Annotated in this window: 25 protein-coding genes; 2 read left to right on the forward strand and 23 right to left on the reverse strand. The window is 34.5% G+C overall.

Annotated features, from left to right (window positions below; genetic code table 11):
- Positions 1 to 10 precede the first annotated feature (10 nt).
- Positions 11 to 709 (reverse strand): HAD family hydrolase, encoded by a 699-nt coding sequence (locus D2K62_RS07985; RefSeq protein ID WP_117161221.1) that lies wholly within the window; start codon positions 707 to 709, stop codon positions 11 to 13.
- 142 nt (positions 710 to 851) lie between these two features.
- On the opposite strand from D2K62_RS07985, the gene D2K62_RS07990 reads away from it, so the two are divergent.
- Both D2K62_RS07990 and D2K62_RS07995 read left to right on the forward strand, forming a co-directional pair.
- Positions 852 to 1,652: a Cof-type HAD-IIB family hydrolase gene (locus tag D2K62_RS07990; RefSeq protein WP_112182052.1), complete on the forward strand. Its 801-nt coding sequence runs from the start codon at positions 852 to 854 to the stop codon at positions 1,650 to 1,652.
- Between the two features lie 369 nt (positions 1,653 to 2,021).
- Positions 2,022 to 2,867: a DUF1206 domain-containing protein gene (locus D2K62_RS07995; RefSeq protein ID WP_117161222.1), complete on the forward strand. Its 846-nt coding sequence runs from the start codon at positions 2,022 to 2,024 to the stop codon at positions 2,865 to 2,867.
- 42 nt (positions 2,868 to 2,909) lie between these two features.
- On the opposite strand, the gene D2K62_RS08000 is transcribed toward D2K62_RS07995, so the two are convergent.
- The 22 genes from D2K62_RS08000 to D2K62_RS08105 form a co-directional block, all read right to left on the reverse strand.
- Complete coding sequence (locus tag D2K62_RS08000) at positions 2,910 to 3,689, reverse strand: transposase (protein WP_117161223.1); 780 nt, start codon at positions 3,687 to 3,689, stop codon at positions 2,910 to 2,912.
- Between the two features lie 359 nt (positions 3,690 to 4,048).
- Complete coding sequence (locus D2K62_RS08005; RefSeq protein ID WP_198671284.1) at positions 4,049 to 5,443, reverse strand: M24 family metallopeptidase; 1,395 nt, start codon at positions 5,441 to 5,443, stop codon at positions 4,049 to 4,051.
- Positions 5,444 to 5,713: 270 nt separating this feature from the next.
- Positions 5,714 to 6,841 (reverse strand): GGDEF domain-containing protein, encoded by a 1,128-nt coding sequence (locus tag D2K62_RS08010; protein ID WP_112182056.1) that lies wholly within the window; start codon positions 6,839 to 6,841, stop codon positions 5,714 to 5,716.
- 322 nt (positions 6,842 to 7,163) lie between these two features.
- Positions 7,164 to 8,945 (reverse strand): ABC transporter ATP-binding protein, encoded by a 1,782-nt coding sequence (locus tag D2K62_RS08015; protein ID WP_117161225.1) that lies wholly within the window; start codon positions 8,943 to 8,945, stop codon positions 7,164 to 7,166.
- 32 nt (positions 8,946 to 8,977) lie between these two features.
- Positions 8,978 to 9,271: a lasso peptide biosynthesis PqqD family chaperone gene (locus D2K62_RS08020; protein ID WP_112182058.1), complete on the reverse strand. Its 294-nt coding sequence runs from the start codon at positions 9,269 to 9,271 to the stop codon at positions 8,978 to 8,980.
- Positions 9,264 to 10,190 carry a phosphoenolpyruvate carboxykinase (ATP) gene (locus tag D2K62_RS08025; protein ID WP_112182059.1) on the reverse strand — a complete coding sequence of 309 codons (927 nt, stop codon included), beginning with the start codon at positions 10,188 to 10,190 and terminating at the stop codon, positions 9,264 to 9,266. Before D2K62_RS08025 ends, D2K62_RS08020 begins: the two co-directional genes overlap by 8 nt.
- Positions 10,191 to 10,314: 124 nt before the next feature.
- Positions 10,315 to 10,467 (reverse strand): paeninodin family lasso peptide, encoded by a 153-nt coding sequence (locus D2K62_RS08030; protein WP_112182060.1) that lies wholly within the window; start codon positions 10,465 to 10,467, stop codon positions 10,315 to 10,317.
- 15 nt (positions 10,468 to 10,482) lie between these two features.
- Entirely contained in the window at positions 10,483 to 12,402 is a 1,920-nt protein-coding gene (locus tag D2K62_RS08035; protein ID WP_117161226.1) for an asparagine synthase-related protein, read from the reverse strand.
- Entirely contained in the window at positions 12,399 to 12,857 is a 459-nt protein-coding gene (locus tag D2K62_RS08040; protein ID WP_112182062.1) for a lasso peptide biosynthesis B2 protein, read from the reverse strand. Before D2K62_RS08040 ends, D2K62_RS08035 begins: the two co-directional genes overlap by 4 nt.
- Position 12,858: 1 nt before the next feature.
- Entirely contained in the window at positions 12,859 to 13,545 is a 687-nt protein-coding gene (locus D2K62_RS08045) for a response regulator (RefSeq protein WP_112182063.1), read from the reverse strand.
- A 40-nt stretch (positions 13,546 to 13,585) separates the two neighbouring features.
- On the reverse strand, positions 13,586 to 14,764 hold the full coding sequence (locus D2K62_RS08050) for a phosphohexomutase domain-containing protein (protein ID WP_117161227.1): 1,179 nt from the start codon (positions 14,762 to 14,764) through the stop codon (positions 13,586 to 13,588).
- Between the two features lie 101 nt (positions 14,765 to 14,865).
- Positions 14,866 to 16,245 carry a sugar phosphate nucleotidyltransferase gene (locus D2K62_RS08055; protein ID WP_112182065.1) on the reverse strand — a complete coding sequence of 460 codons (1,380 nt, stop codon included), beginning with the start codon at positions 16,243 to 16,245 and terminating at the stop codon, positions 14,866 to 14,868.
- Between the two features lie 80 nt (positions 16,246 to 16,325).
- Complete coding sequence (locus D2K62_RS08060) at positions 16,326 to 17,501, reverse strand: nucleotidyltransferase domain-containing protein (protein ID WP_117161228.1); 1,176 nt, start codon at positions 17,499 to 17,501, stop codon at positions 16,326 to 16,328.
- A 6-nt stretch (positions 17,502 to 17,507) separates the two neighbouring features.
- On the reverse strand, positions 17,508 to 17,807 hold the full coding sequence (locus D2K62_RS08065) for a PqqD family peptide modification chaperone (RefSeq protein WP_112182067.1): 300 nt from the start codon (positions 17,805 to 17,807) through the stop codon (positions 17,508 to 17,510).
- Between the two features lie 28 nt (positions 17,808 to 17,835).
- The gene (locus tag D2K62_RS08070) at positions 17,836 to 19,047 is read right to left on the reverse strand and encodes a glycosyltransferase family 4 protein (protein WP_112182068.1); all 1,212 of its coding nucleotides are present in this window, start codon (positions 19,045 to 19,047) and stop codon (positions 17,836 to 17,838) included.
- A 26-nt stretch (positions 19,048 to 19,073) separates the two neighbouring features.
- Positions 19,074 to 20,588, reverse strand: a complete 1,515-nt coding sequence (locus D2K62_RS08075) for an oligosaccharide flippase family protein (RefSeq protein ID WP_117161229.1) — start codon at positions 20,586 to 20,588, stop codon at positions 19,074 to 19,076.
- 25 nt (positions 20,589 to 20,613) lie between these two features.
- Positions 20,614 to 21,729, reverse strand: coding sequence for a polysaccharide pyruvyl transferase family protein (locus D2K62_RS08080; RefSeq protein WP_117149467.1), 1,116 nt, complete (start codon positions 21,727 to 21,729; stop codon positions 20,614 to 20,616).
- Between the two features lie 79 nt (positions 21,730 to 21,808).
- The gene (locus tag D2K62_RS08085; RefSeq protein WP_117149468.1) at positions 21,809 to 22,816 is read right to left on the reverse strand and encodes a glycosyltransferase; all 1,008 of its coding nucleotides are present in this window, start codon (positions 22,814 to 22,816) and stop codon (positions 21,809 to 21,811) included.
- A 41-nt stretch (positions 22,817 to 22,857) separates the two neighbouring features.
- Positions 22,858 to 23,991 (reverse strand): glycosyltransferase family 4 protein, encoded by a 1,134-nt coding sequence (locus D2K62_RS08090; RefSeq protein ID WP_157967391.1) that lies wholly within the window; start codon positions 23,989 to 23,991, stop codon positions 22,858 to 22,860.
- Between the two features lie 36 nt (positions 23,992 to 24,027).
- Positions 24,028 to 24,600, reverse strand: coding sequence for a glycosyltransferase (locus D2K62_RS08095; RefSeq protein WP_157967392.1), 573 nt, complete (start codon positions 24,598 to 24,600; stop codon positions 24,028 to 24,030).
- The gene (locus D2K62_RS08100; RefSeq protein ID WP_117149471.1) at positions 24,587 to 25,168 is read right to left on the reverse strand and encodes a glycosyltransferase; all 582 of its coding nucleotides are present in this window, start codon (positions 25,166 to 25,168) and stop codon (positions 24,587 to 24,589) included. Before D2K62_RS08100 ends, D2K62_RS08095 begins: the two co-directional genes overlap by 14 nt.
- A gap of 25 nt (positions 25,169 to 25,193) precedes the next feature.
- Positions 25,194 to 26,147: a GDP-mannose 4,6-dehydratase gene (locus tag D2K62_RS08105; RefSeq protein WP_117149472.1), complete on the reverse strand. Its 954-nt coding sequence runs from the start codon at positions 26,145 to 26,147 to the stop codon at positions 25,194 to 25,196.
- Between the last annotated feature and the right edge of the window lies 1 nt (position 26,148).

A 26,148-nucleotide genomic window follows, 5' to 3' on the forward strand; every position in this document is an offset into this window, starting at 1 on the left:
TTTTTCGATTTTACACAAATAATCCTAACAGCTCTTTTGCACTAAACACTTCTTGATCTGGTTTAAACGGAGCATCAACTGGCAATTCTCTTTTGCGATGATTCATCCAGATTGCATGCCATCCAACTTGTTTTGCTCCTAAAACATCTTTTTTAAAAGAGTCCCCGATATATACAGTTTTTGTTCTATCAAGCTGGAGCTTTTCTTCGATAATCTGAAAGACTTCTTTTTTCGGTTTTGCATGACCAAGGGTTCCAGAAATAAAGATATTCTCGACCGGAATCCATTTATTAAGTTTTAACTGCTCAATTTTCCGCTTCTGATGTTGCTCTTCTCCATTTGTTAGGATCGCAAGCTGTTTACCCTGCTTATAAAGCAAATCCAACAGCTCTTCTATTTCCTCAAACATTGCGATGTTTTGTTGTTCATCAACATACGCTTCATGAAAAGCTGCTGCTTTTTTTGTATCTATAGGTATATCAAAATCCTTACAGGCAGCTATAATACGACCCGTTTGCCAATCGAATTCTGATATTTCGCCTGCTTCACTTTGATCAAATAAGATCTCACTATATTTACGACTAACTTTGTATATCTGATCAATCTCTTCATATGTAAATGATCCTTCAAACATCTTTCTGAACGTATGATGAAAGGATAGCGCTTGATCATATAATGTGTCATCCACATCAAAAATTATTGTGTCCATTAGAATAGCCTCCTCAACTTCTTTCTAATATAACACGTATTAATCAGAAAAAATAATCTTGAATTTTTATCATTTCAACCCTTTTTCTTATAAAATCTAGTAGAATTAAAAGAAATGTTGCAAATAGAAAGGATTAAACTAAATGGCCTATAAAATGATAGTACTAGATTTAGATGACACGTTATTGCGCAATGATCAGACAATTTCTAAGCGCACAAAATTAGCTTTGATGAATGCACAAGAAAAAGGGATAAAAGTAGTCCTTGCCTCTGGTCGACCAACGTTTGGCATGAAAAAAATTGCCGAAGAACTTTCTTTAGCGAAATATGGGAGTTATATTCTTTCGTTTAATGGGGGTAAGATAATAAATTGTCATTCTAATGAAGAGTTGTTGAGCAGTACCTTATCTGTAGAAAATATAAAAAGAATTTATGACCTAAGCCGTCGTGAAGATGTTTTTGTCCATACTTATGTAGGTGATGAACTTATTACAGAAGCCGAGAATCCCTATACAACGATAGAAGCTGAACTTACTGGACTACCAATAAAATTAGTACCTAATTTTGTAGACTTTGTTTCTGAACCCGTTGTTAAGATCTTAATGGTGGACGCTCCTGATAAATTAAAGAATGTTGAAAAAAAACTTCAAGCTGAATTAGCAGAAGAATTTAGTGTGATGCGTTCGAAGCCATACTTTCTAGAATTCACGGAAAAAGGTGTAACAAAAGGGACAAGCCTTGACCACTTAATCAAAGCTTGTGGCATTAAACGTGAGGAAGTCATAGCTATCGGTGACAGTTACAATGATCAAGCAATGATTGAATTTGCCGGTCTCGGTGTCGCAATGGGAAATTCCCCAGATGACATCAAAGCAATAGCTGATTACGTAACAGATACAAATATGAACGACGGAGTAGCAAAAGTCGTTGATAAATTTATTTAAAGGGAAGCAGGGGACGGTTCTCTGCTTCCTTTCCTACTTCCTAACTAAGTTTTAAATATTAGATTCGGTGATATATATCTAATATACTAAATGCCTGTCGCTGTGAGGTCTCTTCCACTCCTTTTACTTTCAGTAATATGTTATCTCTTATAATTTTTTTAAAATCTCCCAACTGTTCACTATTTCCTTTCTAGCTTCTACTTCTGTGTATGTTTTTCTTTCCAGTATATTGACCCAAAGATATTCATCCTTATTGATTAAAAATGGAGTTTAAAATGAAGCAGAGAACCGTCCCCTGCTCCATTGGTTTCTTTTTTATATGAAAGGGAATATTAAAGTTAAATTATTATTTTAGAAAGAAGGAGACTTATGGAAATAGCTAACTCTAGCAACGTATCAAAAGAAAAAGCTAAAGAAGAATTGAAGCCTTGGATTAGACGCCTTGCAAGAATCGGATACATGGCAAAAGGTTTGGTATTTGTCATGGTCGGTATACTAACGTTTATGGCAGCGATCGGCGTTGGTGGCAACACATCAGGTACACAAGGGATGTTTAGATCTTTAGCTGGAATGCCTTTTGGCGAAATATTACTTTGGCTAATTGTTATTGGGTTATTATTATATGAAATGTGGTTACTCATTAAAGTTATCGAAGATCCACAGAATAAAGGAAATGGATTGAAAGGACTTTTTTCACGAGGAGCAAGTTTGGTAATTGCAATTATATATGGAGGACTTATTTATAGTGCTTTTAAAATAGCTTTAAATGCAGGAAGTAGTGGTGGTAATACCGAGAAAACAATAACCGCTAAGTTATTATCACAACCTTTTGGACAATGGATCATAGTAGCAATTGGAGTAATTATCATTGGTTATGGACTATTAGAGCTTTACAAGGGAGTTACTACAAAGTTCATCAAAAGATTTCACACAGAGAATATGAGCTCACATGAGTATAAAATTGCTAAAAATGCTGGGAGATTAGGTCTAGCTTCACGAGGAGTTGTGTTCGGTATGATTGGTTTTTTATTTATTAAAACCGCGTGGACCTCTAATTCCGATCAAGTAAAAGGACTGGATGGTGTCCTATCAGAGTTATCTCAGGAGCCTTATGGACAGTTAATGCTTGCAATAACTGCAATTGGATTATTTTTATATGGTGTATACCAAATTGCAAGGGGCAGATATCAGCATATGGGCTTAGGAAAATACTGATGAAGCAGGGGACGGTTCTCTGCTTCCTTTACTTCTTCCCAACTAAGCCTTAAATATCAAGTTTGGTGATATACCTAGTATTCTTGATGCCTGTCGCTGTGAAATCTCTTTCACCTCTTTTACTTCACGTAATATGTTGTCTCGCTCGAATTTTGGTAGACTTTTAACCTGCGCTATCTCTAAATCTCCCAACAGCTTCACTATCTTCTTTCTAGCTTCTTCATCTGTAAACCTTCTTCTTTCAACATACAAATCCTCCAGACATTCATCCTTATTGTTTTTTAGATTAAACGCCTCAAACCTAACTTGAGCAACCACCCTATTTTTAGAAAAATAATTTAAAATGTAATCACTGTCTAGTAAATCGAAAGGGTAAATAGCACTGTCCAAGTAACCTGACAAACTACTCCATCTCCATTCATCTATTTTAGATACTATTCCTGCTTTGAGCGGATTTTGATGAATATAACGGATCACCGTTAGTAAATAGCGGATAGTCTCAACGTTCTCACTTTTAAATCTATCTTGAAAAAGGTGGCCATTCGTTTCATATTTACAATTATAGTAATAGACATACGCCACATCTATCCGCTTGATTGTAGTTGATAATTCTTCACTACCCTCTTTTAACAACAGGTGTACATGGTTATTCATTAAACACCACCCATAAACGCTAAGTCCTGAGATAATCTTGTACTTTTTAATCGTATTTAAAAAATATCTACAATCCGCTTCATCATGAAAGATTTCCTGTTTATTTGCTCCCCTTAACATAATATGGTATATACTGCTTGCGCTTTTCAATCTAGCTTTACGAGGCATTTGATCTCCCCTTTTTTTCAATTAGGATTATGGAAATTACGGTAGGTAAAAATGAAGTGATTTATTCTCGTAGTGTTTGTAGGCTCTATAGAGGTAGTAATATAGTGAAAATTCCAGTTGGTTCTATGGCAGGCAAAGGGAGTATAGCAAAAGTCAACTAGTTGATGTAAATCAAAAATAGAAGGCATGATTATTAGCGGGCTTAAAACGAAGAAATATTCAAAGTGAAAGTAACTGTGCAATTGTCAATTACCATATATATAATATACCAATTCCACAAAAATTTCATCAGTTTCGTTAATTTGTTCAAAAAAATATAAAACGCAAAAAGAAGCAGAGAACCGTCCCCTGCCTCCAGCTTAATTAACTTTGAATGCATATTTTTTATTCAATAAAAACGGTCGGTAATAACCATTTATAGTAGACAATGGAAGAACTTCTGGCTTAAGACGAATACCTAGCGTCTTAATCATATAATCTCGACGTGCTTGTATTCTTCGCCATACATCTGGATAATTTTCTGCAATTTGCTTTCTTAATCCTTCATTAGCTATAGCTATACCATCTTCTGCATTTGCTCCACCATATCCAGGAACACTCGGGATGATATCAACCTGGAACAGCATGCCACTCGAAACAGCAATATCTGACCCAGGGTACATTGGTGATGACATCCACTCTTCTCCAGCCGTTAAGTGACCGGGATTTAATTTCCAACCATAAACCGATTTAGGAAGAACAGATTCAATTACCTCATACATATCTGAACCAGTCATACCAATTTCAATATTTTCATACCAGGCAACATTAGCTGCAAAGTATGGTCGAGCTACTGCTTCCAGATAATCTGAGACATCTTCTGGTAATTCTTCTGCAGATGTAGCCACGTAGCCAGAACGATTAGTAAGCCCACCTTTGAAACCAAGTGTTGATGAAAATTTATCACCAATACTAACCTTTTTAGCTCTTGGTGCTACAACAGCATTAGTAAAACGATCACCTGTTGCACAGATTGTCTGGACATTATTTGGTTGTCCGTAAGCTGCCAATTCATCAGCTAGCTCCATTTCAGTCATACCCGGTTCTAGCTTGTCCAGCATTTTCATCATACGTGAAGAGGCTAAGGATGCTCCAAATTCATAATGTGCGATTTCATTAGCATTCATATTGACTCGAGCTCCTGTACCGGGATGAATAAAAAGTGAGGTTGCGTTGTACACATGTCCTGCTTCCCCAACAAGTTTTTTAACAGCTTCTACAATAAAATATGGTGTATCAAACAGCTGCTCATTTTCATCCATTTCACTTGTAAACATCTTCCACCCAGCTATACCTATTTTCATACCCTTTTCAATGCCAGCAGATTGAATTAATTCTGAGAATGTCTTACTATTTCCCATAGGTTGATTTGGTAAAGAGAAATGAGGAATAGCAATTGCCTCTACAGGAATTCGACTATATTGTTGCATGCGAAGCGATTCATTTCCTAATAACATATATGTCTTTCCGCTTTGATGCAAAACCAAGACAGCTTCTTCAAACCTCGGTTCAAATCCTGCGAGATAACCAAAGTTAGTACCATGTTCTCGATCTGCATAAACTAAAAGAACATCCATCATTTTCTCTTTCATACGCTCTAACACTTTTTCTTTATGAAGTTGCATGGTTTCATCCGTTAGATCAACTGGTTGGGTTGCACTTTCTATTATAGGAGCCGATACCTCTTCATACTTAATCTTCTCTTTATAGTTCATCATAAGGCGTCCTTTCCATTCATTCTCTGATGTTTTGATTCATCTCACGAACTATGTTCATTTGTGGATATTCATTCTTGAATGCCATAATAAAACTCATCACCTGTAAAATGACACACTTTCTTTATTCAGCATTTCAAATATATCACTGCAACAGGTATAAGACAAATACCTATAATTCCGTAAAAAGTGTCGGTTATTTTCTAACTCAAAGAAAATTAAGTTGATAGATAAACCAAAAAGAAGCAGAAACCCTGATATCCTGCTTCCTTAAAGGTGAGAAGTGGCAGGCTCTATACTGTTCGTTTTTTTATCTTTATACATTTTCTTATCAACAATAGTAAAAAGTTCATCTGCATTCATCGTTTTTGAATATTCTTGGTAACCATAGCTAAAAGATAGTCTATTAATAAATTCATCTTCATGTTTTTTTAGCAATAGATCTATGCTTGAGATAAATTGTATCACCTCTACATCCATTTTCTCAATCACGACAATAAACTCATCTCCCCCCAACCTTGAAACGAGTGAATTATTGTTAAAAACTCTCTGCAATATTTGAGCGAATGCGACGATCACTTGATCTCCTTTATTATGGCCATATTGATCATTTATGTTTTTAAAATCATCTAAATCAATTAAGATTACAGAAAAATACTTATCAGCTTCAATTAAGTGCTCTACATAGTTTTCATAACTTTTCCGATTATATAATTTTGTAAGATAGTCTTCCTCTGACGATGTAGTTTCCAAAAATACATAGGCAACCAATATTCCTAATACAATAGATGTCCAAGAAAAGTATAATCTTGAATCAAACAGTTGCACGACCATTCCAACTATAGGCAGCATAAAAAACACTAAGAAAATATTAATTACATAGAATTTAATTCTTTTTCTATTTATTATCACAAAGAGAAACATATAGATATATAGACCTGCTAGTACCAAATAATGAATCCATTTATAATCACCACTACTGAAACCATTTGTGACTGGATCAACTTCAAAATAAATTGGGTGAAATATGTTAATCATTAACACTATAAATGTAATAATACTTATACCTTGATAAAATATTCGTTTAGAGATTCGTTTGGGGGCTTTAAAAACATGGTAGTCAACATACGATAACATTAACCCACCTAAGATAGGTCCCATCATAAACAATAAAAAATTTGTGGAGTATTCTAACAAAAAGGAACCAAAAAATTGCATCCCATCAAATATCCATGTTAATGGTTCAATCACGATGGCGACTGCACTGGCTATTATAATTACCTTGAGTAGTTTTTTCCCAAAACTTTTTACCTTAGATTTCATTTTTATAATTAAAAATATCACCATTAAAATCATTATTGCAAAAATATTTATTTGAAATTGCACTAAATATTGCATATCTCGTCCCCCACAATTAATCTATCATCAAGTAATTGTTTTTATAGTTTAAATAATTATATCCATATTTTTCATCTGAGTCAAAACTCCTACTCCTATACACTTTTCATAAGGAAGATATAAAAGCTAAAAATGAGTTATTGTAAAATATAATTTATAATGTTATAAGTACTTAAATCAGAAGTAAGTGCACATAAAAATTAAGCAACCCAAAAAAGGTGCACACATACATGATGTGTGCACCTTTTTATACGCTTATGATGAAACAATAAAATGCAACTCCCAAAAGGAAACAGAGAACCACCCGCACCTCGCTTCCTCTCTATGCCTGATTGACTAATTTACTAAAAACACCTGTGGTTTCATCTGATAGTTGTTGGTATCCGCCTTGTTGTACGACTTTACCTTCATCTAATACGATTACTTGATCAGCGTTGCGGATTGTGGATAATCGGTGGGCAATTACGATGATCGTCATTGTGCCTTTTAATCGTTCTATTGCTTGTTGGATTTTCAATTCGTTCTCTGTGTCGAGTGCACTCGTTGCTTCATCTAATACTAGAATAGATGGTTTACGTAAAATTGCTCTAGCTAATACAAGTCGCTGTCGCTCCCCGCCTGATAACTTAATTCCTCTATCACCAATAACCGTATCCAGTCCGTCTGGTAATTTCCCAATAAACGCTTCAGCTGAAGCGAATTCAAGTGCTTCCCATAAATCAGATTCACTAGCTGTTGGAGAAACAAGCAATAAGTTTTCTCTAACAGTTGTATTAAACAAAAATGGTTCTTGAGAAACATAACTGAGTGATTCTCTTAAAGAAAGTAAACGATCACCTTGCAGTGGGATACCATCAATTAACACCAATCCGAATTCTGGCTGATTAAGTCCCATTAGCAAATCAATTAACGTACTCTTCCCAGCACCAGACTTTCCTACAATTGCCGTTATTTGATTGGCAGGAATAAATAGATCGATATCCATTAAAGCGAATGTCGGTTTCTTTTTATCATAGCGAAACGACGCATGATCACATAAAATACCTTTCTCAATTTGAATCGGTTTAACAACAGCTCGCACCTTCTCTTTAAACTCGATTGCATCATTTGTTTCCTTTTGCATCGATCGAACTACTTTTAATGAAGGAATTGTCATAGCTATTTGCTCCATTGAACCTTGAATCCCAGCGACTCTTGGCCACAATCTTGAAAAGATAACGATAATCAGCGTTAATTCTGCTGCTTGTGCTGCAAATAAATGAATTGAAACAAAAATAAAGATTGCGATAAACACTGCCGAAGAAATTTTATAATAAACTTGTGAAGTAGCTTTTAATTGAGTGAAATTTACTTGTTGGTCCTGCATTTCCTTGGTAATGGAACGATACCAAACCATCCTTGGCTCTTCTAATGAATTACTCTTGATATCCTTGATTCCATTAATTTGATCGGTTATTCCTCCCATAAAGCGTTTTCCTAATTCAACATTTCTACTTCCTAATAACACGGACCGTTTTAAGAATTTACGGTTGAAAAATAACAACAGTAAACCACATCCTAAAACGAAAGTAGTAATAGTAGGCGATAGAATAAAGGCAAGAACTATTTGAACAATTGTAAATATAAATGAGGCTACTAAATTTAAAAATGCCTGTGTACCAGCATTAGTCCGTCCAATTTCTGTAGTTAAAATATGTATAAGGTCTGTTTTTCTATTTCTAATAAAAAAATCCCAATTCGCCTTTAGCATCGATCCATACGTATCTATTTGGAGATAGCGTAAAAACCCTTGCTGGATAATCGCATTCTTAATGGTAATATGTCTTTTTAACAAATTTTGACCTATAGCAATACCTACATAGGTTGTCAAAATTAGAATTAGACCAATAGTAGTAGAAAAGTTATCTAAAAAACCAAACAAATTTGCAAAGGGCAACTCTGCTGCATCAAGCGCTACAATACCACTTATACTTATCATTGGAATAAGCAGCAGAATGCCAACACTATCAAGTAAACCTATTCCTAACATTGCAATGGTATTGATATAAAGTACCTTACCGGTATGACCATGTATTTGTTTTAAAAAATATAAAACGTGTTTCATCTCTCTCACCTCCATATCCTATTTTTCAACAATCACTCATGAAGTCGAATTAGTCCTTCTTTAGCTAATTGATTAATAAAAGCAAGCGTCTGCTCCTCGCATTCTTTTTCCGTTACTTCATAACGATCGACAAGCTTTGTTACCAACGCTCGAATCGAAATCCCTTCTTCAACTTCACCCCATATTTCGCCACCTAAAATACCAAAGTTATAATACTTTCCATTTGTAACGTTTAACATTACTTTTTCCCCATTCATATCACTTACAATATTGCCCTCTACTTGACTAACTAGTTGATCAATCGATATAACATCTATTTTATTCATGTGAAATTTTACTCCTTTCAATCGTCTCTAACATCAAATCAACTAATTCATCCGCTGTAAATCGATTTGTTGGTCGGTGAATCCGATATAATGGTATCTGAGTTGCTAATTGTACGGATGTTTGAAAATGCCACTCCATCAAATTGGCTTTAGCAAGAAAAAAATTACGATACGTGTGTTTGAAAAGCATTTGAAATCGCTCTAGCCCCTCAACTAAATTGATTGAAATATGATCGTTATCCGATTTAGTAAGCTCAAATACACCTGCTAAAGGCGTTATTTCGTCAGTAAATTGATCACTAACTGGTATCGAGAATTTTGTTTCTCGATCAATAATCGGTTTGAATTTGCTTGTATCTCTACCATAGTAATCTAATGTTTTTATCCATAATTTTTGGTAAGGATATGCTGGAATAGTTACTGGTTTTCCTTGATTTGAAAATACAACCGGGATTATATCATCCGTAAGAAGTTGATATCCTTTTTGTAGAAATGCCGATGCTAGCGTTGATTTACCTGCACCAGAATCACCAACAATCGCATATGCCTTTTTATCAATAACTATTGCACTACCATGTAAAGGTAGGATCTTTCTTTGCATTAATATCGCGCCCATACATGTACCAAGTAGGTATAACCGTAGTGCATCTTCACTGGTATCTGTTACTGGTGAAACAATAATTTCATTTCCATTACGAATAAGAAAAGTAGCAACTTTATCAATACGAAACAGAATCAACATTTCTTTAACATAAAGCGTGTGCTTATCTTCTACTTTTTCCGACCAAATAGCATCTAAATCACCTGTTTTTATCGAAACATCTATACAAGAATAAGGATCCATAACTACACTTAATTCTGGTAATTGTAGATAACTGTCTATTGTTAATCCAAAAGCTTTATACATGTTTTGTTTCATCACTCATCCACTCTTCATTTCTAATTTTTTTATAAAAAAGAGCTCTTATAAATTAAATAAGAGCTCTCACATAACATCCTACTAATTCATTTTATAAGTAATAAACCTAGGCAATCACCTAATATTAGCTAGCACCAATCATAGGATTTCCTTCTGGATCTAGAGGGATTTGTTCTGAATCATTAAAATTACCATCAAATTTACTATAATCAGTTCCACCCATTGTCTTACTAACATCTAACACTTCTAACTTCGGTGCTTTCCACTCTTTTTTCATACGTATCACCTCCTTTCAAAAATTTTTAGTAATAAATCGATTGACAATCAAACAACGCATCAACAGACTATAATCAAAACCACGATATTCTTGTTGTGGTCCCTCTTCAGCCTTTGCTATAGCTTTTGCTAACAGTTCTCCATTAATAAACGCTAAAAAACTTGGATCCATAGTTAGTTTCTTCGCCTCATTTACGAAAGAATCCCAATCTGGTATCATCCGATGAATCCAATCAGCTGCTTGAACACCTCTAGTACGTTGATTTAGGCGAATACTGTCAGGCAATATCTTCGCCGTCGACCTTCGGATAAGCGCTCGATCTAATCCATTTTGTGTATATTGCTCTTCTGGCAATGACAAACAAAAACGAACAACTCTTATATCATTTGTTGGATCCCGTTTCCATAAGGAATAACGTAACGATAATTTGCAATCAAGTGTATTACCTGCATTCCAAGGAAGAATATCTTCAAATAGGATTCGCCTTTGTTGATATATATTTGGCGTGCCAAACCAACCTGAATCGTCGATACCATGTTCCTTTAGTTTTTGAAAAACACCTATTTTATCAGCAAATTCTGAATTAATTAACTTAGTGCCAGCAGTTTTTCTCTTATGAAATGGAAAAGCTGTTTTTGCAATCACAGGAAAAAGATAAGATCTAGCTGCACCTAATTTTTCACTATATGATTTAAGTTCTTGATAGAATCGAATCCATTTAAACTTTTTTAAAAGTACTGCGTAATGGTCTATTGGAGTTCCCCAAGACACCGTGAAATTCCCTCTATCCCCATTTAATAAAATGCCAACATCCTTTTCTTGTGCTTTTTCGAACATGCCACTTAACCAAAAAGAATTTTCAAGGAATTTATACGGCATTTCCATCACATCAAGATACGTATCAATTTCCGTAAAAGAACTTCTACCTTCAAAGTCAGCATAATAATCATCTATCCCTCCAACATATTCCACTGTTTGCTTAACAGCCGGACGCTCATTAGGGAATTGATGTCTCGGAGTATAATCAACAAAATCACTCGGTGGTACATAACTAAATGTATACAACATTTTATCCTTTTTCTTAAGTTCTTTTACCGCAAAACCAACTACCGAACCAGAATCCAATCCACCACTAAGTTGCGAACCCACATTACGATATGTTCGCAGCCTGTCGTTAACAGCTCGTTGATACACTTCTTGAAAAGCGGCTACATATGCTTCATTTGAATCTAATTTCAAAGCTTCTTTAGGATAAAATGACCCATATTTTTTAAGCTCTATTTCACCTTTAACTAAACTAAATGAATGAAAAGGAGGTATTTGTTCTAGACCTAGATAAGGTGTCATCCGCGCATCGACCGTGTCAATCATTCCCGAGATGGCTAGAAATTCAGCAAGCCATGCTTCATTTAATTTTTTCCGAGTAAACGACAGCTCAAGTAAAGGTTCGATCGTTGTGCAAAAGGAAAAATTAGACTGGTTAAGATAGTAATATAATGTTCGATAACCAGAAGGATCTCTCGCACCAAATAACTTCTGCTCGCGCTCATCCCAAATCATAAATGCGAAGTCACCAATCAAATATTTCGGTGCATCTTCTCCCCATTTACAATAAGCAAGCAAAATCAACTGACTATCTGGCATCCCTTTTCTTTTCGCTTTATCAACTTGTAAGGATTCAAATAGCTCCGCTCTGTTATCAATGATTGCGTCGGCTGTGATCGCCAATTGTCGCTCTGGATTATAATAAGGCAAGACTTCACCAACAGATTCAGGTGTAATCCATTGTGCATGGCAACCTAGGAAAACATTTTCTTTTTGCCAAATACTTACGTCATCTGCAGGAAATTGACTTAAGTTATCCATCATACCTGAACTAGCTTCAGATGAGACGGGTTGTTTATTAAGATGATATATTCCAGCAATCGCGCTCATAGACTTCCCTCCTCCCTATCAATAAATTTGCCAAACACACTAACGACAGTGAAGTTATTCATCACACTACTACCGGTTACATAAAAAGGGCCGCTTCTTAACCATGCATGTGCGATCAGTTTACCTTCCTGATCTATAGCTGTCCCTAGATATAACGTGCTTTCTATCTTTCTTCTTTCTAGCATTTTCATTGCAGCAATTGCTTGAACGAGACACGCACTTTCCCAAAAGGTGTAACGGCTAATAAGTACAACCGCTTTTGCTATGTCGTTAATAAGCGCAGGGTTTGCGTCAATATTTTCCGCTGTCTCCTGTGATTTTTGACCCAAACTAGGAGCAACTCGAGCAAATGGTAAGGCTTTTAAAATACGAGCCCAAGCTAATAGAACCAATACTTCGACATATAGACGTTTTCTAGCAAAGGGTAAGAACAGTATTTTTTTTAGTTTATCCATGTCAACTTGTCGACTTCATCAGGATCTGCATCAGTTCTCTTCGACTTCTTACATGCAATTTCTTATACATCCCCGATATATAATTTTTCACGGTACCCTCTTTAATCGAAAGTTCCTTCGCTATCATCTGATTTGTCCACCCTTTATTAATATATTGAATCAACCGATAATCACGATCATTTAAATCTAGATCCTTTTCCTGGCGAAAGTGTTCTTTAATCGCATACATGGATCCATCTTGTTCAATCCCTTGTAACGTTACTAACCGCTCAGAAAAATGGTGAATAAGATGTTGTGGTGCAACAAATTGTCCTTCGATAATAAACCGTAACATTTGTTTAAATTGGTCTAAACTCGATTCCTTTAATACGTAACCATCTATCCCAACAGATAATGCCTTCTCAATAAAAGATTCACCAGCTAAATCCGTTAACAAAACAACCTTTGTTTTCGGAAATAAATCTTTTAATTTCTCTGCGCAAATAACACCAGCCATTTTTTGCGTTTGAATATCTAGTAAACAGAGATCAGGAAAGACTTCTCTTCTATTAATAAATTCAATTGCTTCTTCCCCGCTATCGACACTTGCGATCACAAAGAATTCATCCATTTCTCTAAATATATTTATAATCATTTCACGAAAGAGTAACTGATCTTCAGCAATTAATACCGTATACTTTTTATTCATCCTATTCTCTCCTTGCGTCAGTCAAAACGCTTTTCATCCATCACCCACCAGATTTCTCGGTAATTTCTAACAGTCCTTCAAACAGCGTCATTGCTTTTGATTTATAATAAACCGCTACTTCAGCAAGCAACATACAGATTTGAACCGCGTCTCTCGCTTTTAAAAACTCTTGCCCACTATTAAGTGGCATGTTTACTATATTATTCAGATAATCCAGAAGTAACGCATTCCTCTCCGTTTTCGTGAGTACCTGATAAATGTCCTCGCAATTTTTAACTGCAACGCCCACTTGATTCACATCTGGATCTGTTGCAAATAGAATAGCCGCATCTAAACGTGCACCATATTCTATCGCTAGTGTATAAGCCTCTATGTCTTCTGGATTTAAGCACGTTACCGTAGAAAAAGTCGGATCTGCTAACTCTTGCTCAACCACGACATGGACATTCGTAAAGCCAATCGAATCAAAACAGTTTCGGACGAGTGAATTACCAGCACCATGTAAAGGTGTGTATACTATACATAAATCATGATAGGCTTGGATCAGCTCGGCTTTACCAGTTATCTTTTTAAGTTCCATCATATACGCTCGTTCCAATTCATTATCATGAAGAATCTTTAATAATTTCAAATGAAGTAGTTCATCTTTATCTGCTATTTTAATCGCTAATTGTTCTTTCACTTGATTCACTTTGTAGATTAATAATCCAGCTTCCTCGTCAGAAAGATTCTCTCCATCTGGTCCATAAACTCTGAATCCATTATATTCTGCTGTATGTTGCCCCGCTGTTATCATCACACCTGCGTAAGCATGTAAATAACGAATAGCGAAATTGAGCAGTGGCACCGGGCGCAATCGGTCAAACAAATAAACAGGGATACCATGAATACCCAAGGTTTTAACTACTTCTAAAGCAAACTCCGTTGATCGAAAGCGTGAATCATAGGCAATTACGACCCCTCTTACACGGTGATAAATACTTTGTGCTTCCATATAACGAGCTAAACCTTCAGCTGCTTTTCTGATCGTATAGATATTGATTCGATTTGGCCCTGGACCAATTTCTCCGCACATACCAACTTGATCAAACGTAATCGTTTGATCAAAACAATCTTCTAATTCGCTTAGATCCCTTTCAAAAACTTTTAATTGATGTCTGATCCCACTATCCAGATCATCAAATTGTTTCCACTTCTCATATTCCTCTATCCAATCCATAGGCCCTCCTCCTCAAAAGCTGCTGCTCCTGTTAGAAATCAATTTTATTAACTTGCTAGCATGTTAGATTCTTGCTTTTGAGAAGAAGCATGGCTTAAACGTTAGTTACTTAACATATACGCGCGCATAATGTCTTCAATATCTTCCCATTTCATTGCGAATCGATGAACATCTTCTTCTACTAATTCACTACCTGTTTGTACTTCAATGAACTCCATATCAGTAGTTGCTCTAATCGCATGTTTCGTAGCTAATGGGATATTTAGTACGTCACCAGATCTGACGTGACGAATTTGATCGTCAAGCACTAAGACACCATCACCTTTTATCACCGTCCATATCTCACTTCGTTTGTAGTGAACATGGTAGCTAAGGTTTTTACCAGCATTTATACCAATTCTTTTCGTTAAAACTTCGTTGCCTTCTTGATATTTTGTGTATTCTAGTACACGATACCAGCCCCATCTTCTTTCCTCATACATGGGACGACCGGCAAATCCATTAACATAATCTTTCACTTTCGCACTGGCAGCTTTATCTGAAACAAGAATGCCATCAGGGCTTGCAGCAATTACCACATTATCCAAACCAATCAATGCAATCGGAATATCCAACTCATTAACGATATGAGAATTCTCTAGTGTTTCATCAATTATTCCTTTGCCTACCAAATTCGATGCCATTTCTTCTGTTAGTGTGTTCCATGTACCAAGGTCTTTCCAAAAACCGTCATATGGTAGCGCGACAATATGTTTTGCTTTCTCAACTACTTCATAATCAAAACTTGTTTTAGGTAAAAGTGGATACTGTTTTAAGAGCGCGTCATATTGAATCGGCAATCCTTTTTCTTTTAATAGATTTAAAATATAATCCAACCGAAAGGCGAACACCCCACAGTTCCATAATGCATCATTCAAAATCAGCTCTGTCGCAGTCACTTCATTTGGTTTCTCTTTAAATGAATCAACCGTTACATAACGCTTTTCATCAGCTTTTTTCGGAACAATATAGCCATATTTTTCTGAAGGATACGTTGGTGTCACACCCATTAACGCTAAATCTGCATCAGATTCTAGCAAGATATCCTCTAATTCTTTTACTTTCGAAAAAAAGTGATCCTCTACATAAGGATCAACTGGTAGCATTGCGACCACTTCATCCGGACTACAACCCTTCACATCAAACAAGTAAACAGCAGCAAGTGCAATTGCAGGAAACGTGTCACGACGTTCCGGTTCTACTACCATTGGTACACCTACGCCAATCTGATTATGGATCATATCAACTTGATTCTTACTTGTTGCAATAATAGAATCTTTCGCTAAATCATTCTTTGTTAATTGTCCCCAAACGCGCTGAACCATTGATTCTTTATCAGCAAATTCATTTGTTAATACTTTCAAGAACTGTTTCGACCTAGCATCATTTGATAGTGGCCATAATCGTTTACCAGAACCTCCAGATAAGAGTACGAGTTTCATATTATCCCTTCCTTTCTATTATTTTTAAGTATTAAAAAAATCAACTGATATAACAGTTGATTAATAGACATAGTGAACGACTAACCTTTGACAGAGAAGAACCGTCTGCGCGTATAGCGCCACAATCCGAGGATAGGCCGTAATGGTATATAGAGAAAATAAAGTGACTTTGGTAATGGGAGTACTTGTGCATCCCATGAATTCGGGTAGGCTTTTCGAATAAAAAATTGCCATTTCTGAGAGCGATTTTTAATACTGTACAGATAATCCGTACAGCTCTTTTCCCACCCTGATGGTGGATGATCTACATCTACTTTATTCTCGATAAAAGTTGCTGCTTTTTTGGCGAGACTTCTTGCCTTATGAGATGATCCGTATGGTAGTAATTCTGCTGGTATTGGTTGATCTAAAACATCACTAACAAGATGAACATATTGCCCAATTAGGTAACTATAGTTGTACTTTTTCAATAAGAAAATCAATCTTTGATGATCGTCTGTTCGTTTAAGTAATTGATCAATATCTGTCAACCATCTCAATCTAAACCAGCCATGTCGTGCGCCGTGGGTGATTAAATGATACAGTAGATATGCTTCATCGAGCCCATAAACTGCAGATGTCGTGACCGGAACACGGATTTTATGTTGCCACATCTCCTTGAAACTTGGTTCATTTGTCGGACCTGGGTTTAACTTCCAATGGATCTCAATTTCGCAACCTTTTTCTTTATTGTAGAATTCAATATGATGATTCTGCACCTTCCAGTCTTCCAGCATTCTTGGCGGTTCATATGCTATCTGATAACCAAGCGTACCGAGAACGTCAGTCATTTTATCTAAATCTTCTAAATCTATTAATACATCCAAATCATTCGATGTCCGTGAAGATAAATCCTCGTATAATTGATAAGAAAGAATAGGCCCTTTTAAGATGATCACATTTAGACTATGTTGTTGGAACACGTGACATACACGTTCCATTTCAGCAGTTAGTTGCATCATTCGCATCGTATTCTCTACGTAATGACGATGTAAAGAAGCAACTACCTCAGTTGGAACAAGCGGACTATCTAGCAGCTTGATATTTTTATAGATAGTCGGATAAACACGATGGTAGCTCGTTAGTTCTAAAAACACTTCCCAATTCACCTTTGAAAACAAGTGCTTATTCTGCTTGAGTAGCTTCACTTTTTCACTATCTAAAAGCTCTATTAATAATGTAAGTTCATTAGACCGATGACCAACCAATTTTTTCATCAATAATCACCTTGATTCCTGGTCCGTTTCAATTAAACCTGTCGCTAATAATTCCGTTATAAACTGTTCAACGATACTTCTACACTCCTCATTCGTAACCTCAAATTCAGTAGTTAAAATAGTAACAATCTGATCGATCGTAGCTGCCATCGAAAGAACTTCCCAAATGACTTGCCCTATTTCGCCTAGGTCGTAACATGTGCCATTGTCCATATTTACGACCATCTGCTTCTGTTCATTACTATGAATCACATTATCTTTGGATTGAATATACATTTGCTGATTGGTCAATTGACTGTTAATCATTCAAACTATACCCCCTTATCCTAGTTACTTACATCCTCACTTTGTACACTCTCTTCTGCCACTTAATACCTGTAATTGAAAATGTCTGTGTGACTGTTTTCTCTTCTACAGGTGACAACTCTTCTTGTCTACTCGCTATTTTCGCATCAACAAAATCCTTTATTTCTGTCCGAAAGCGATCTGGTGAAAACTTAATAGCGTGTGCTCGACAATGCTGTGGATTTATTTCTAACAGTTCAAATTGTGCAACAGCATTTTTGATAGCTTCAGCTGTTTGATGATAAAAAAATAAACCAGTAGGATCTACTGATTCATTAAACCCCCGAACAGTTTCCCGAGAGCCCCCTTTACCGTATGCAATCACAGGCGTCCCGCATGCCTGTGCTTCTAATGGTGTGATTCCAAAATCCTCTTCCGCAGCAAAAATAAACCCCTTCGCACGTTGCATATGACTTTTCAATACATCAAAAGATTGATAACCAAGCAATTTAACATTCGGACCGGCTTTCGCTTTAATCTTCTTAAAGTCAGGACCATCGCCAATAACAATCAACTTCTTATCCGGCATCAATGAAAAAGCTTCAACAATCGCATCAATCTTTTTATACGGAACCATTCGAGAAGCAGTTAAATAGAAATCTTCTTTTTGTTCATGAAAAGCAAATGCTGATACATCAACAGGTGGATAAATCGTTTCAGACTCTCTACGATAAACTTTCCAAATTCTTCTGCCAATAAAATCTGAAACAGATATAAAAAAATCTACACCATTCGAAGTCCTGGAATCCCAGTTTCGAACTTTGTGTAGAAGATATCTAGTAACAAAACCTTTAATTCCTTTGTCCATACCAGTTTCTCTTAAATATTGGTGTTGTAAATCCCAAGCATAGCGAATAGGTGAATACACATAAGAAATATGTAACTGATCAGGTCCAGTGATAACCCCTTTAGCTACAGCATGAGAACTAGAAATAATTAAATCATATTCCGATAAATCCAACTGTTCAATTGCTAAAGGCATAAACGGAAGATAATTCCGATATTTACGTTTGGAAAATGGCAACTTCTGAATAAATGTTGTCTTAACCTTTTTATTCATAATAAAGTCACGCTGACCTTCTGGTAAGTAATCAACCGTACTAAACAGATCAGCATCCGGATAGATCTTCAGCATTTCTTCTAAGACTTTTTCCGCACCACTGTAGACTACAAGCCAATCGTGGATGATAGCTGTTTTCATATAATCCCTCCTTACTTATTAGGTACTTAACTCGCTTTCCTTAAAACCATTCTCTTTAATGGTTTTACCAACATATCCTTCTCGCTTCTATTCATAAAGTATCGAAACATGATTCCACCATAAAATGCAGTTAATAGTAAAGAAAATACTAAAATATCAAACCAAGTCGTAACACTTAGTATTCTTTTAAGTATGACTCCAATTATAAAAACAAGCGTCATTGGAATGAATAGCACAAAAACTTCTTTAAAATATCGCTTCATCTCGATACCAACTTTAGCATAGTTGAAATTCATAACGATCGTATTGATTATCTTCCCTATTAATGTTCCAATTGCAACCCCAATAACACCATAAGTAAGGGCTAATGGAATACTAATAGCTAAATTTAAAATTGCTACTCCTAGATACAACTTTGACTGAAAAGCGTGTTTGTTTTTTGCTTGTAAAATAGACGTGGCCAGTACTTGAACTACTGGGATAAACCTTGATGACATAACTAATAACGCAACCCAATAGGCTAAGACATAATCAACACCAGCCCAGATTACGATAAATTCATTACCAACAAGAGCAAATCCAGTTAAAACAAGAGCAGCTAATAAAAATTGAATCCTAGAAACTTTAATAAACATATTTGTCAGTTCATGATTTGATACATTCTTAGATACCATTTGAACAAGTCTAGGTAAGAAGAAACCACTTAAAACCATTGTTAATTTTGTATATAATCCGTTTATCACTTCCGCTACGTTATAAATAGCAACAGCAGCTGTATTTACTAATGCACCTAAAATAAACATGTCCGTTCGGCTATAAATAAAATCAGCTAAACTTGCAATAAAGACCCATAAGGAATACATAGAAATCTCTTTCATCAGTTTGAAATCGAATTTATGTAACTTAATTTTAGTTTTAAGTATGACAAAACAATAGTAAACATCAATTAATGATAATAAAAAATTGACGATTGATATTGCTATCAAAACGCCAATCGAAGAAAATCCCATAAATAATATCGTAACAGTAATAATTGGATTTGTTATGAATCTTACTACAGTAATTAATTTATTGAAGATGAATTTTTCATGTGCAATTATGATTCCATTAAATAGTTTAAGAGGAAAAGATATTCCTAATGTAACAGCAACTATTTGAAGCATAATTTTAAATTTTTCTATTTCTTCAAGTGTAAGTCCATTTGAGAATATTTTATCTGCACCAGTAGCTGCAAACATTCCAAAAGAAAAAGCTATTACTCCTATAATGGTATAGAGGATCAAGAACATTGCATTAATATTTTCAAAATCTTTCTTGTTATCTCGTTCTTTAAATTGTGAAACATATTTTACAATTGCATTAGAGAATCCAAAATCAAATAGAAATAACATACCCATTACAGACATTGCCAAAGTATATAATCCATACTCTGCCTGCCCGAATAGTCTTAGTGTGATCGGTGTGATTAATAGGCCCGCTATTATATTTATAAAAGTGCTTATATACGTTAATATCACACCAAATTTAATTTGCTTACCCAAAATCTTACCTCTTTTCTAATAAACATCATACTAACTTTTCTTTTAATGTATCTCTTTTTATTACTTCTGATGACTTAATACTAGCTATGATATCGTTATAATAATCCATGGCAAACCTATTATCATAATGTAATTCACATGGATCTAGATTTAATAATTTATCAACATGTTCTAATACATTGTTAGGGTTTTCTATGAATTTTATATAGGATAAATGCTTAATCCATTCATACGTACCCTTTACTTTGTGGTTATAGTTACTAATAACGATACAAGGAGTCGATGTAATGGCCGCAAAAACCATTCCATGTAATCTATCCGTGATTACTAATTCAGAACCTTTAAAAGAAGCCCATATGTCTAAAAGTTCTTTTTCCCTTTTTGATTTTTTAATTGTGTGGTCAACAACAGTATCTGTAATAAGAACTTTATTCTTCAATGAAATATTCTTTATTAATTCTTCCTTAAATTCAGGATTCAATATACTTTCAACATCTTTTCTAAAACATAATAATATACCTTTTCGCTTCACTACTGGATTACTTTGATTTAAATACAATACAATATCAGGGGTCAATAGTACCTTGTTGTTTGCAAATTCAATTTTCATTATTTCATAGGATTTTTTTTCTCTAGCAATTAATGTTAAATTAGAATGTGAATTATATATTAATTTAGACTTCTTGAATTCTTCTTTACCTTTGTCCGAATCACCAAAGTAAATAGTTTGAGGGAATAAGATGACCTTTTGCATTTTAAAACCCACTATAACTTGGCGTCTTAGCTCCTCCTCTTCAAAATATTCAATCCCAAAATTTCCACCTCCATGAAGTATAAAAACATCGTCTTTATTCATCAACTTTTTAATCACTTTTATAGATTGATTTACCGCATTAAACTGAATATCTATAAATTCATATTTCTCAAGGTTTCCCTCAATTAGTTCTTTTTCCGCAAATGCAATAGCTTGGTCTCCTAGATTACCATGAAGTGGCGAACCCATTAAAAAGATTCTTGTTTTAGTACTCCTCTTTAATTTGTACTTAAGTTTAAAAGCAAAAATAGAACCTGATAAATTACTTGTTACTCTAAGGAATCTTCTCTTTTGATACCTAGTATAATTTATAAATTTGTTTTTCACATTAGAATCTCCTGTCTATTAGTAATTCACAAAGCTTCTTGGCTGTTATGTTATATTCGAAAAGCTTAAACTTCTAGATTTATAACTGAACCTGTTTTAAGGACAAAACATTACATATCATTTTAATTACAATTTTAGGAGAAATATAAAACATAATTCTAATAGTTTTTAATTTTATATTCCTTGGACCATTATTAAATAACCAAAATTTATCTTTATAATAATCAACTAGATATTCAAATAAAGCATCCTTATTGTCTAAACTTGAAGAAATAATTTTATTTAATGATACTCTAATGTGAATTTCTAATCTTTCAGTTGCCTTATCACTTAACTTAAATAAACTATTCTCATTAAAAAAAATAATTTGATCATAATATGCTTCTAATTTATCAAAACTCTTAACATTAAAATCCCTGTCTTTCCTTATATCACCCATTATACTGTCCTGCCTTTGTACATAATAATACATTTGCTCAGAGGTATAGACTACTTTATTTGCTCTATAAAATATTTTATATGTTGTTAATAAATCTTCGTGCACTTTTCCAACTGGGAAACTTATACCTTTTAATACATCTTTTCTATATATCTTATTCCAAACCACAACAGTCCTTGCATGGTTTTGATTGTATAAATTATTTAGACATTCTATATTATTAAGAATTAATATTTCTTTAGTGCTGTCAAAAACCTTAACCATATTAGTATCTAGATCATATAACTCTGAAAAGTCACATTGAGCTATATCAGCATCATTAGTTAAGATCAACCCCAATAAAACTTCATAAAAACTCAAATGAATATAGTCATCTGAATCTATAAAACTAATATACTCACCAGTAGCGATTGCTAAACCAGCATTTCTAGCATCTGAAAGTCCACCATTTTCTTTTCGAATAACTACTATTCTTTTGTCCATAGAGGCATACTTATCGCAAATTTCAAAACACCGATCTGGTGAACCATCATCAATAAGTATTATCTCTAAATTAGAATATGTTTGATTTATAATACTTTCAATACATTTACTTAGGTATTTCTCTACTTGATAAATTGGCACAATAACACTTATCTTTTGATCCATGAATTTACCCTCACTCTTTTTGACATTATATAGCGTAATTACTAATACCCTTCTATCAAGTCTCTACATAAATCTTTATAAGGTGATTTGAATTGATTATTCTGATGTGTATTTTTCATGCCCTGTTTTGCTTCCAATATTGTTTTTGCAAGTGATCTCGAGTCCGTGCGCTCAGCATAATAAATATTATTCATCATTACTTGCCATTCTTGTAATCCCCCACTATTAAACACAACTACAGGTTTACCTGTTCCACGTGCTTCCGGGACCACTAAACCAGCAGCTTCATACCAAATAGAAGGAACAACAACCACATCTGTTTCTAAATAATATTTACTTACTTCATATCCATTAACTCTTCCAATAAAATTAATATAGTTATCTAAACCCTTTTTCTTTACTACAGCTTTTAACTCATCCTCATACCACCCTCCTCCAACAATGTCACACATAACATTAATATTATCTTGTTTCATTTTTGAAATAGCCTCTATTAAGTATTGAACTCCTTTGTTATATGACAATCTACCTACATATAAGACCTTTAATAAGTCGGTATTATTAGTTACTTTTATTGGCCCTAAGTCAGTAAGATTTCCTAGTGTAATATCAAATAGCCTTATTTTTTCAGTTTTTATATTCTCTATTTCTAGTGTTTTCTGCATTGCCTTAGTTGCAACATAAACAGTCTTACACTTATTTAGTATCACATGTACTTCCTTACTCTTATGAAATAGTCTATATGCCTCTTTAGGTGACTTATTCGTACCACATTTTCTAACATACCAATTAACCATACACATATTACCAGTAGCAGCTTGGCAAATTTGATCATTATCCCTAAATAATCTAGTTCCTGATGGACAGGTTGCATTGTGTACAATGGAGAGAACATTGTATTTCGAGACAATTTCATTTACTTTATCTGTGGTCTCAACACCCACATGCCAAATGATAGCATCAGGATTATAATCTTCAATATAACTAAGCCAGGTACTACTGAACTTTATAATTTCACAGTTTAGTTGATCCCCCCAACTAGATGTATTGTCATGATCTATACATAGAAGTGATGTTTTAACTTCTTTATTAATTAGTTTCTGTGTTAAATCATATATAAATTTTTCTTTTCCACCACCATTATGAAAATCATCCGCGATTTGTAATATCCTCAATATATCACCCTCTAAAGTCATCATTTTTTAACTTGGTTATCTAATCTTTTTCCTATTATAATTAGTAAGTGAGTGCTCTACCAAATTAACAGTGTTACGTACATGGAATGAGTGTTGAAATTTTTTATATCCATTAATTGCTACGTCTTTATATAATTGCTCATCCATCATAATTGTTTCTATCTTTTTCGCTAACTCATTATAATCTCCAGGCTCATAAAAAATCCCTGAAACACCACCCTCAATAATCTCTAATGGACCACCAATTGCAGATGCAATTACTGGCTTCTTAGCTGCCATACCCTCAATGATTACTCGACCAAAAGGCTCTTCTCTTATCGAAGCATGAACAATAATATCTATTTCTTTTATCAATTCAGCTACATCATCTCTATGACCAAGAAACGTAATATAGTCACAGTCTTTAGCAAGTTCAACTATCTCTTTTTTATAATCACGTTCTTCTTGTTTATCAAACAAAACATCACCAATAATTAAAAACTTCACCTTTGGATTTGCTAGGTGAAGTGACTTTGCTGCTTTTATAAATACGTCTTGGCCTTTCCATCTTGCGATTTGTCCTATGATTGCAATTTTAAACTCTTTCACTAATGGTAACCTCCTCAACCGGAAGAATGCCGTTATAAACTACCTTAATCTTTTCACTTTGTTCAAATTGCTTCGAAACAGCCTTTGAAATACAAATAACTTCATTTGTTAAATGAGAAAGCCTTATAAATAACCGTTTATTAAGTCCATCCTCAAGTATATCTCTGACATGCCAAATTACTTTTGTAAACGATAACTTCCCAATAATAGCACCAATAAAATGTGCTTTCATTGAGTTGGTGTATAATACATTCGGCTTGTTTCTCAATGTGAATAGTAATAATCTAATAACTGGAATCACCATATAAAAAAGTGAAAATAGCTGAAGAAAACTTCTTTTATCACGATTATATTTTAATATTTTATTTGGAAATGGAACGACAGTAACATCTACATCGTTGATTTGCTTCACTTTTTCTACTAAGGCTCCTTCTTCGAAACAAACAAGTAAAACATCGAATTTATCTTTATTTATAAATCGAAGAATATCCAACAAACTTCTTTCACCACCACCTATTGTTGAAGTGTGATTCAAGAATATAACCTTTATCCTGTGATCTTTTATCAATAGTGTAACCCTCCGCTTAAAAGATTTATATTTTCACTGATACCGAGGCTCTCCACCAATCAAGTGTATCTTTCAAACTATCTTTAAAATCATGTTTTGGTTTCCAATCAATCGTCTGTTGGATTTTCGTCGAATCCCCAACAATATTTTCCACTTCTGAAATTCTATATTTGGCATAATCAATTTCTATATTTATTGGTACATCTGCCAATTCAATCAAGTAATCCAATATTTCTGAGATTCTCCTTGAAACACCAGATCCGATATTATATACACCATTAGGAACATTATTTTCTATTAATAGTACATATGCATCAATGATATCTCGAACATCTGTAAAATCTCTTTCTGCTTCCAAGTAACCTACTTTAATACTATTACTAGCTAAACCCGCTTCTACTCTGGCAATTTCAGATGCAAAGTCACTAATCACAAATCCTTCTTGTTGACCTGGTCCAAAGTGATTAAATGGTCTTACATGGATATGGTTCAGGTGATACTTTTTTGCGATTTGCTTCGCTACTTCTCCAGCTGCAAATTTACTAGTTGCATATGGATTCTGTGGCAAACAAGGACTTGATTCACTAAGCTTGTTGGTATATTTTGCAGTTATACCATACTCTTCACTTGAACCAATAGTAAGTATCTTTGTGCTTAATGACAATTCTCCAACAACCTCTACAATATTAATTGTTCCTATAATATTGGTGGTCATTGTATACGTTGGATCAACCCAAGAATTTATTACATTACTTTGTGCAGCTAAATGGACAATCACATCAGGCTTTATATAATCAATCGTATTTTTGACTTGTTCCTTATCTAAAATGTTTATCTCTACAGAACGTTGTATCCTTACTATGTCTTCCGTCTCATCTATTTGTTTGACTCCTAGAAATACTTCGTGATTTCTACTTACCAATTCCCGCTCTAAATACCTTCCCACAAATCCGTTTGCTCCTGTAATGAGGATGCGCATA

Origin of the sequence: Paraliobacillus sp. X-1268 (assembly GCF_003426095.1) — a bacterium.
Taxonomy (GTDB): domain Bacteria; phylum Bacillota; class Bacilli; order Bacillales; family Amphibacillaceae; genus Paraliobacillus_A; species Paraliobacillus_A zengyii.

Coding starts and splice junctions, on each gene's coding strand:
- D2K62_RS07985 (WP_117161221.1), bottom strand. CDS start 709: ATGGACACAATAATTTTTGATGTGGATGACACATTATATGATCAAGCG.
- D2K62_RS07990 (WP_112182052.1), top strand. CDS start 852: ATGGCCTATAAAATGATAGTACTAGATTTAGATGACACGTTATTGCGC.
- D2K62_RS07995 (WP_117161222.1), top strand. CDS start 2,022: ATGGAAATAGCTAACTCTAGCAACGTATCAAAAGAAAAAGCTAAAGAA.
- D2K62_RS08000 (WP_117161223.1), bottom strand. CDS start 3,689: ATGCCTCGTAAAGCTAGATTGAAAAGCGCAAGCAGTATATACCATATT.
- D2K62_RS08005 (WP_198671284.1), bottom strand. CDS start 5,443: ATGAACTATAAAGAGAAGATTAAGTATGAAGAGGTATCGGCTCCTATA.
- D2K62_RS08010 (WP_112182056.1), bottom strand. CDS start 6,841: ATGCAATATTTAGTGCAATTTCAAATAAATATTTTTGCAATAATGATT.
- D2K62_RS08015 (WP_117161225.1), bottom strand. CDS start 8,945: ATGAAACACGTTTTATATTTTTTAAAACAAATACATGGTCATACCGGT.
- D2K62_RS08020 (WP_112182058.1), bottom strand. CDS start 9,271: ATGAATAAAATAGATGTTATATCGATTGATCAACTAGTTAGTCAAGTA.
- D2K62_RS08025 (WP_112182059.1), bottom strand. CDS start 10,190: ATGAAACAAAACATGTATAAAGCTTTTGGATTAACAATAGACAGTTAT.
- D2K62_RS08030 (WP_112182060.1), bottom strand. CDS start 10,467: ATGAAAAAAGAGTGGAAAGCACCGAAGTTAGAAGTGTTAGATGTTAGT.
- D2K62_RS08035 (WP_117161226.1), bottom strand. CDS start 12,402: ATGAGCGCGATTGCTGGAATATATCATCTTAATAAACAACCCGTCTCA.
- D2K62_RS08040 (WP_112182062.1), bottom strand. CDS start 12,857: ATGGATAAACTAAAAAAAATACTGTTCTTACCCTTTGCTAGAAAACGT.
- D2K62_RS08045 (WP_112182063.1), bottom strand. CDS start 13,545: ATGAATAAAAAGTATACGGTATTAATTGCTGAAGATCAGTTACTCTTT.
- D2K62_RS08050 (WP_117161227.1), bottom strand. CDS start 14,764: ATGGATTGGATAGAGGAATATGAGAAGTGGAAACAATTTGATGATCTG.
- D2K62_RS08055 (WP_112182065.1), bottom strand. CDS start 16,245: ATGAAACTCGTACTCTTATCTGGAGGTTCTGGTAAACGATTATGGCCA.
- D2K62_RS08060 (WP_117161228.1), bottom strand. CDS start 17,501: ATGAAAAAATTGGTTGGTCATCGGTCTAATGAACTTACATTATTAATA.
- D2K62_RS08065 (WP_112182067.1), bottom strand. CDS start 17,807: ATGATTAACAGTCAATTGACCAATCAGCAAATGTATATTCAATCCAAA.
- D2K62_RS08070 (WP_112182068.1), bottom strand. CDS start 19,047: ATGAAAACAGCTATCATCCACGATTGGCTTGTAGTCTACAGTGGTGCG.
- D2K62_RS08085 (WP_117149468.1), bottom strand. CDS start 22,816: ATGGATCAAAAGATAAGTGTTATTGTGCCAATTTATCAAGTAGAGAAA.
- D2K62_RS08105 (WP_117149472.1), bottom strand. CDS start 26,147: ATGCGCATCCTCATTACAGGAGCAAACGGATTTGTGGGAAGGTATTTA.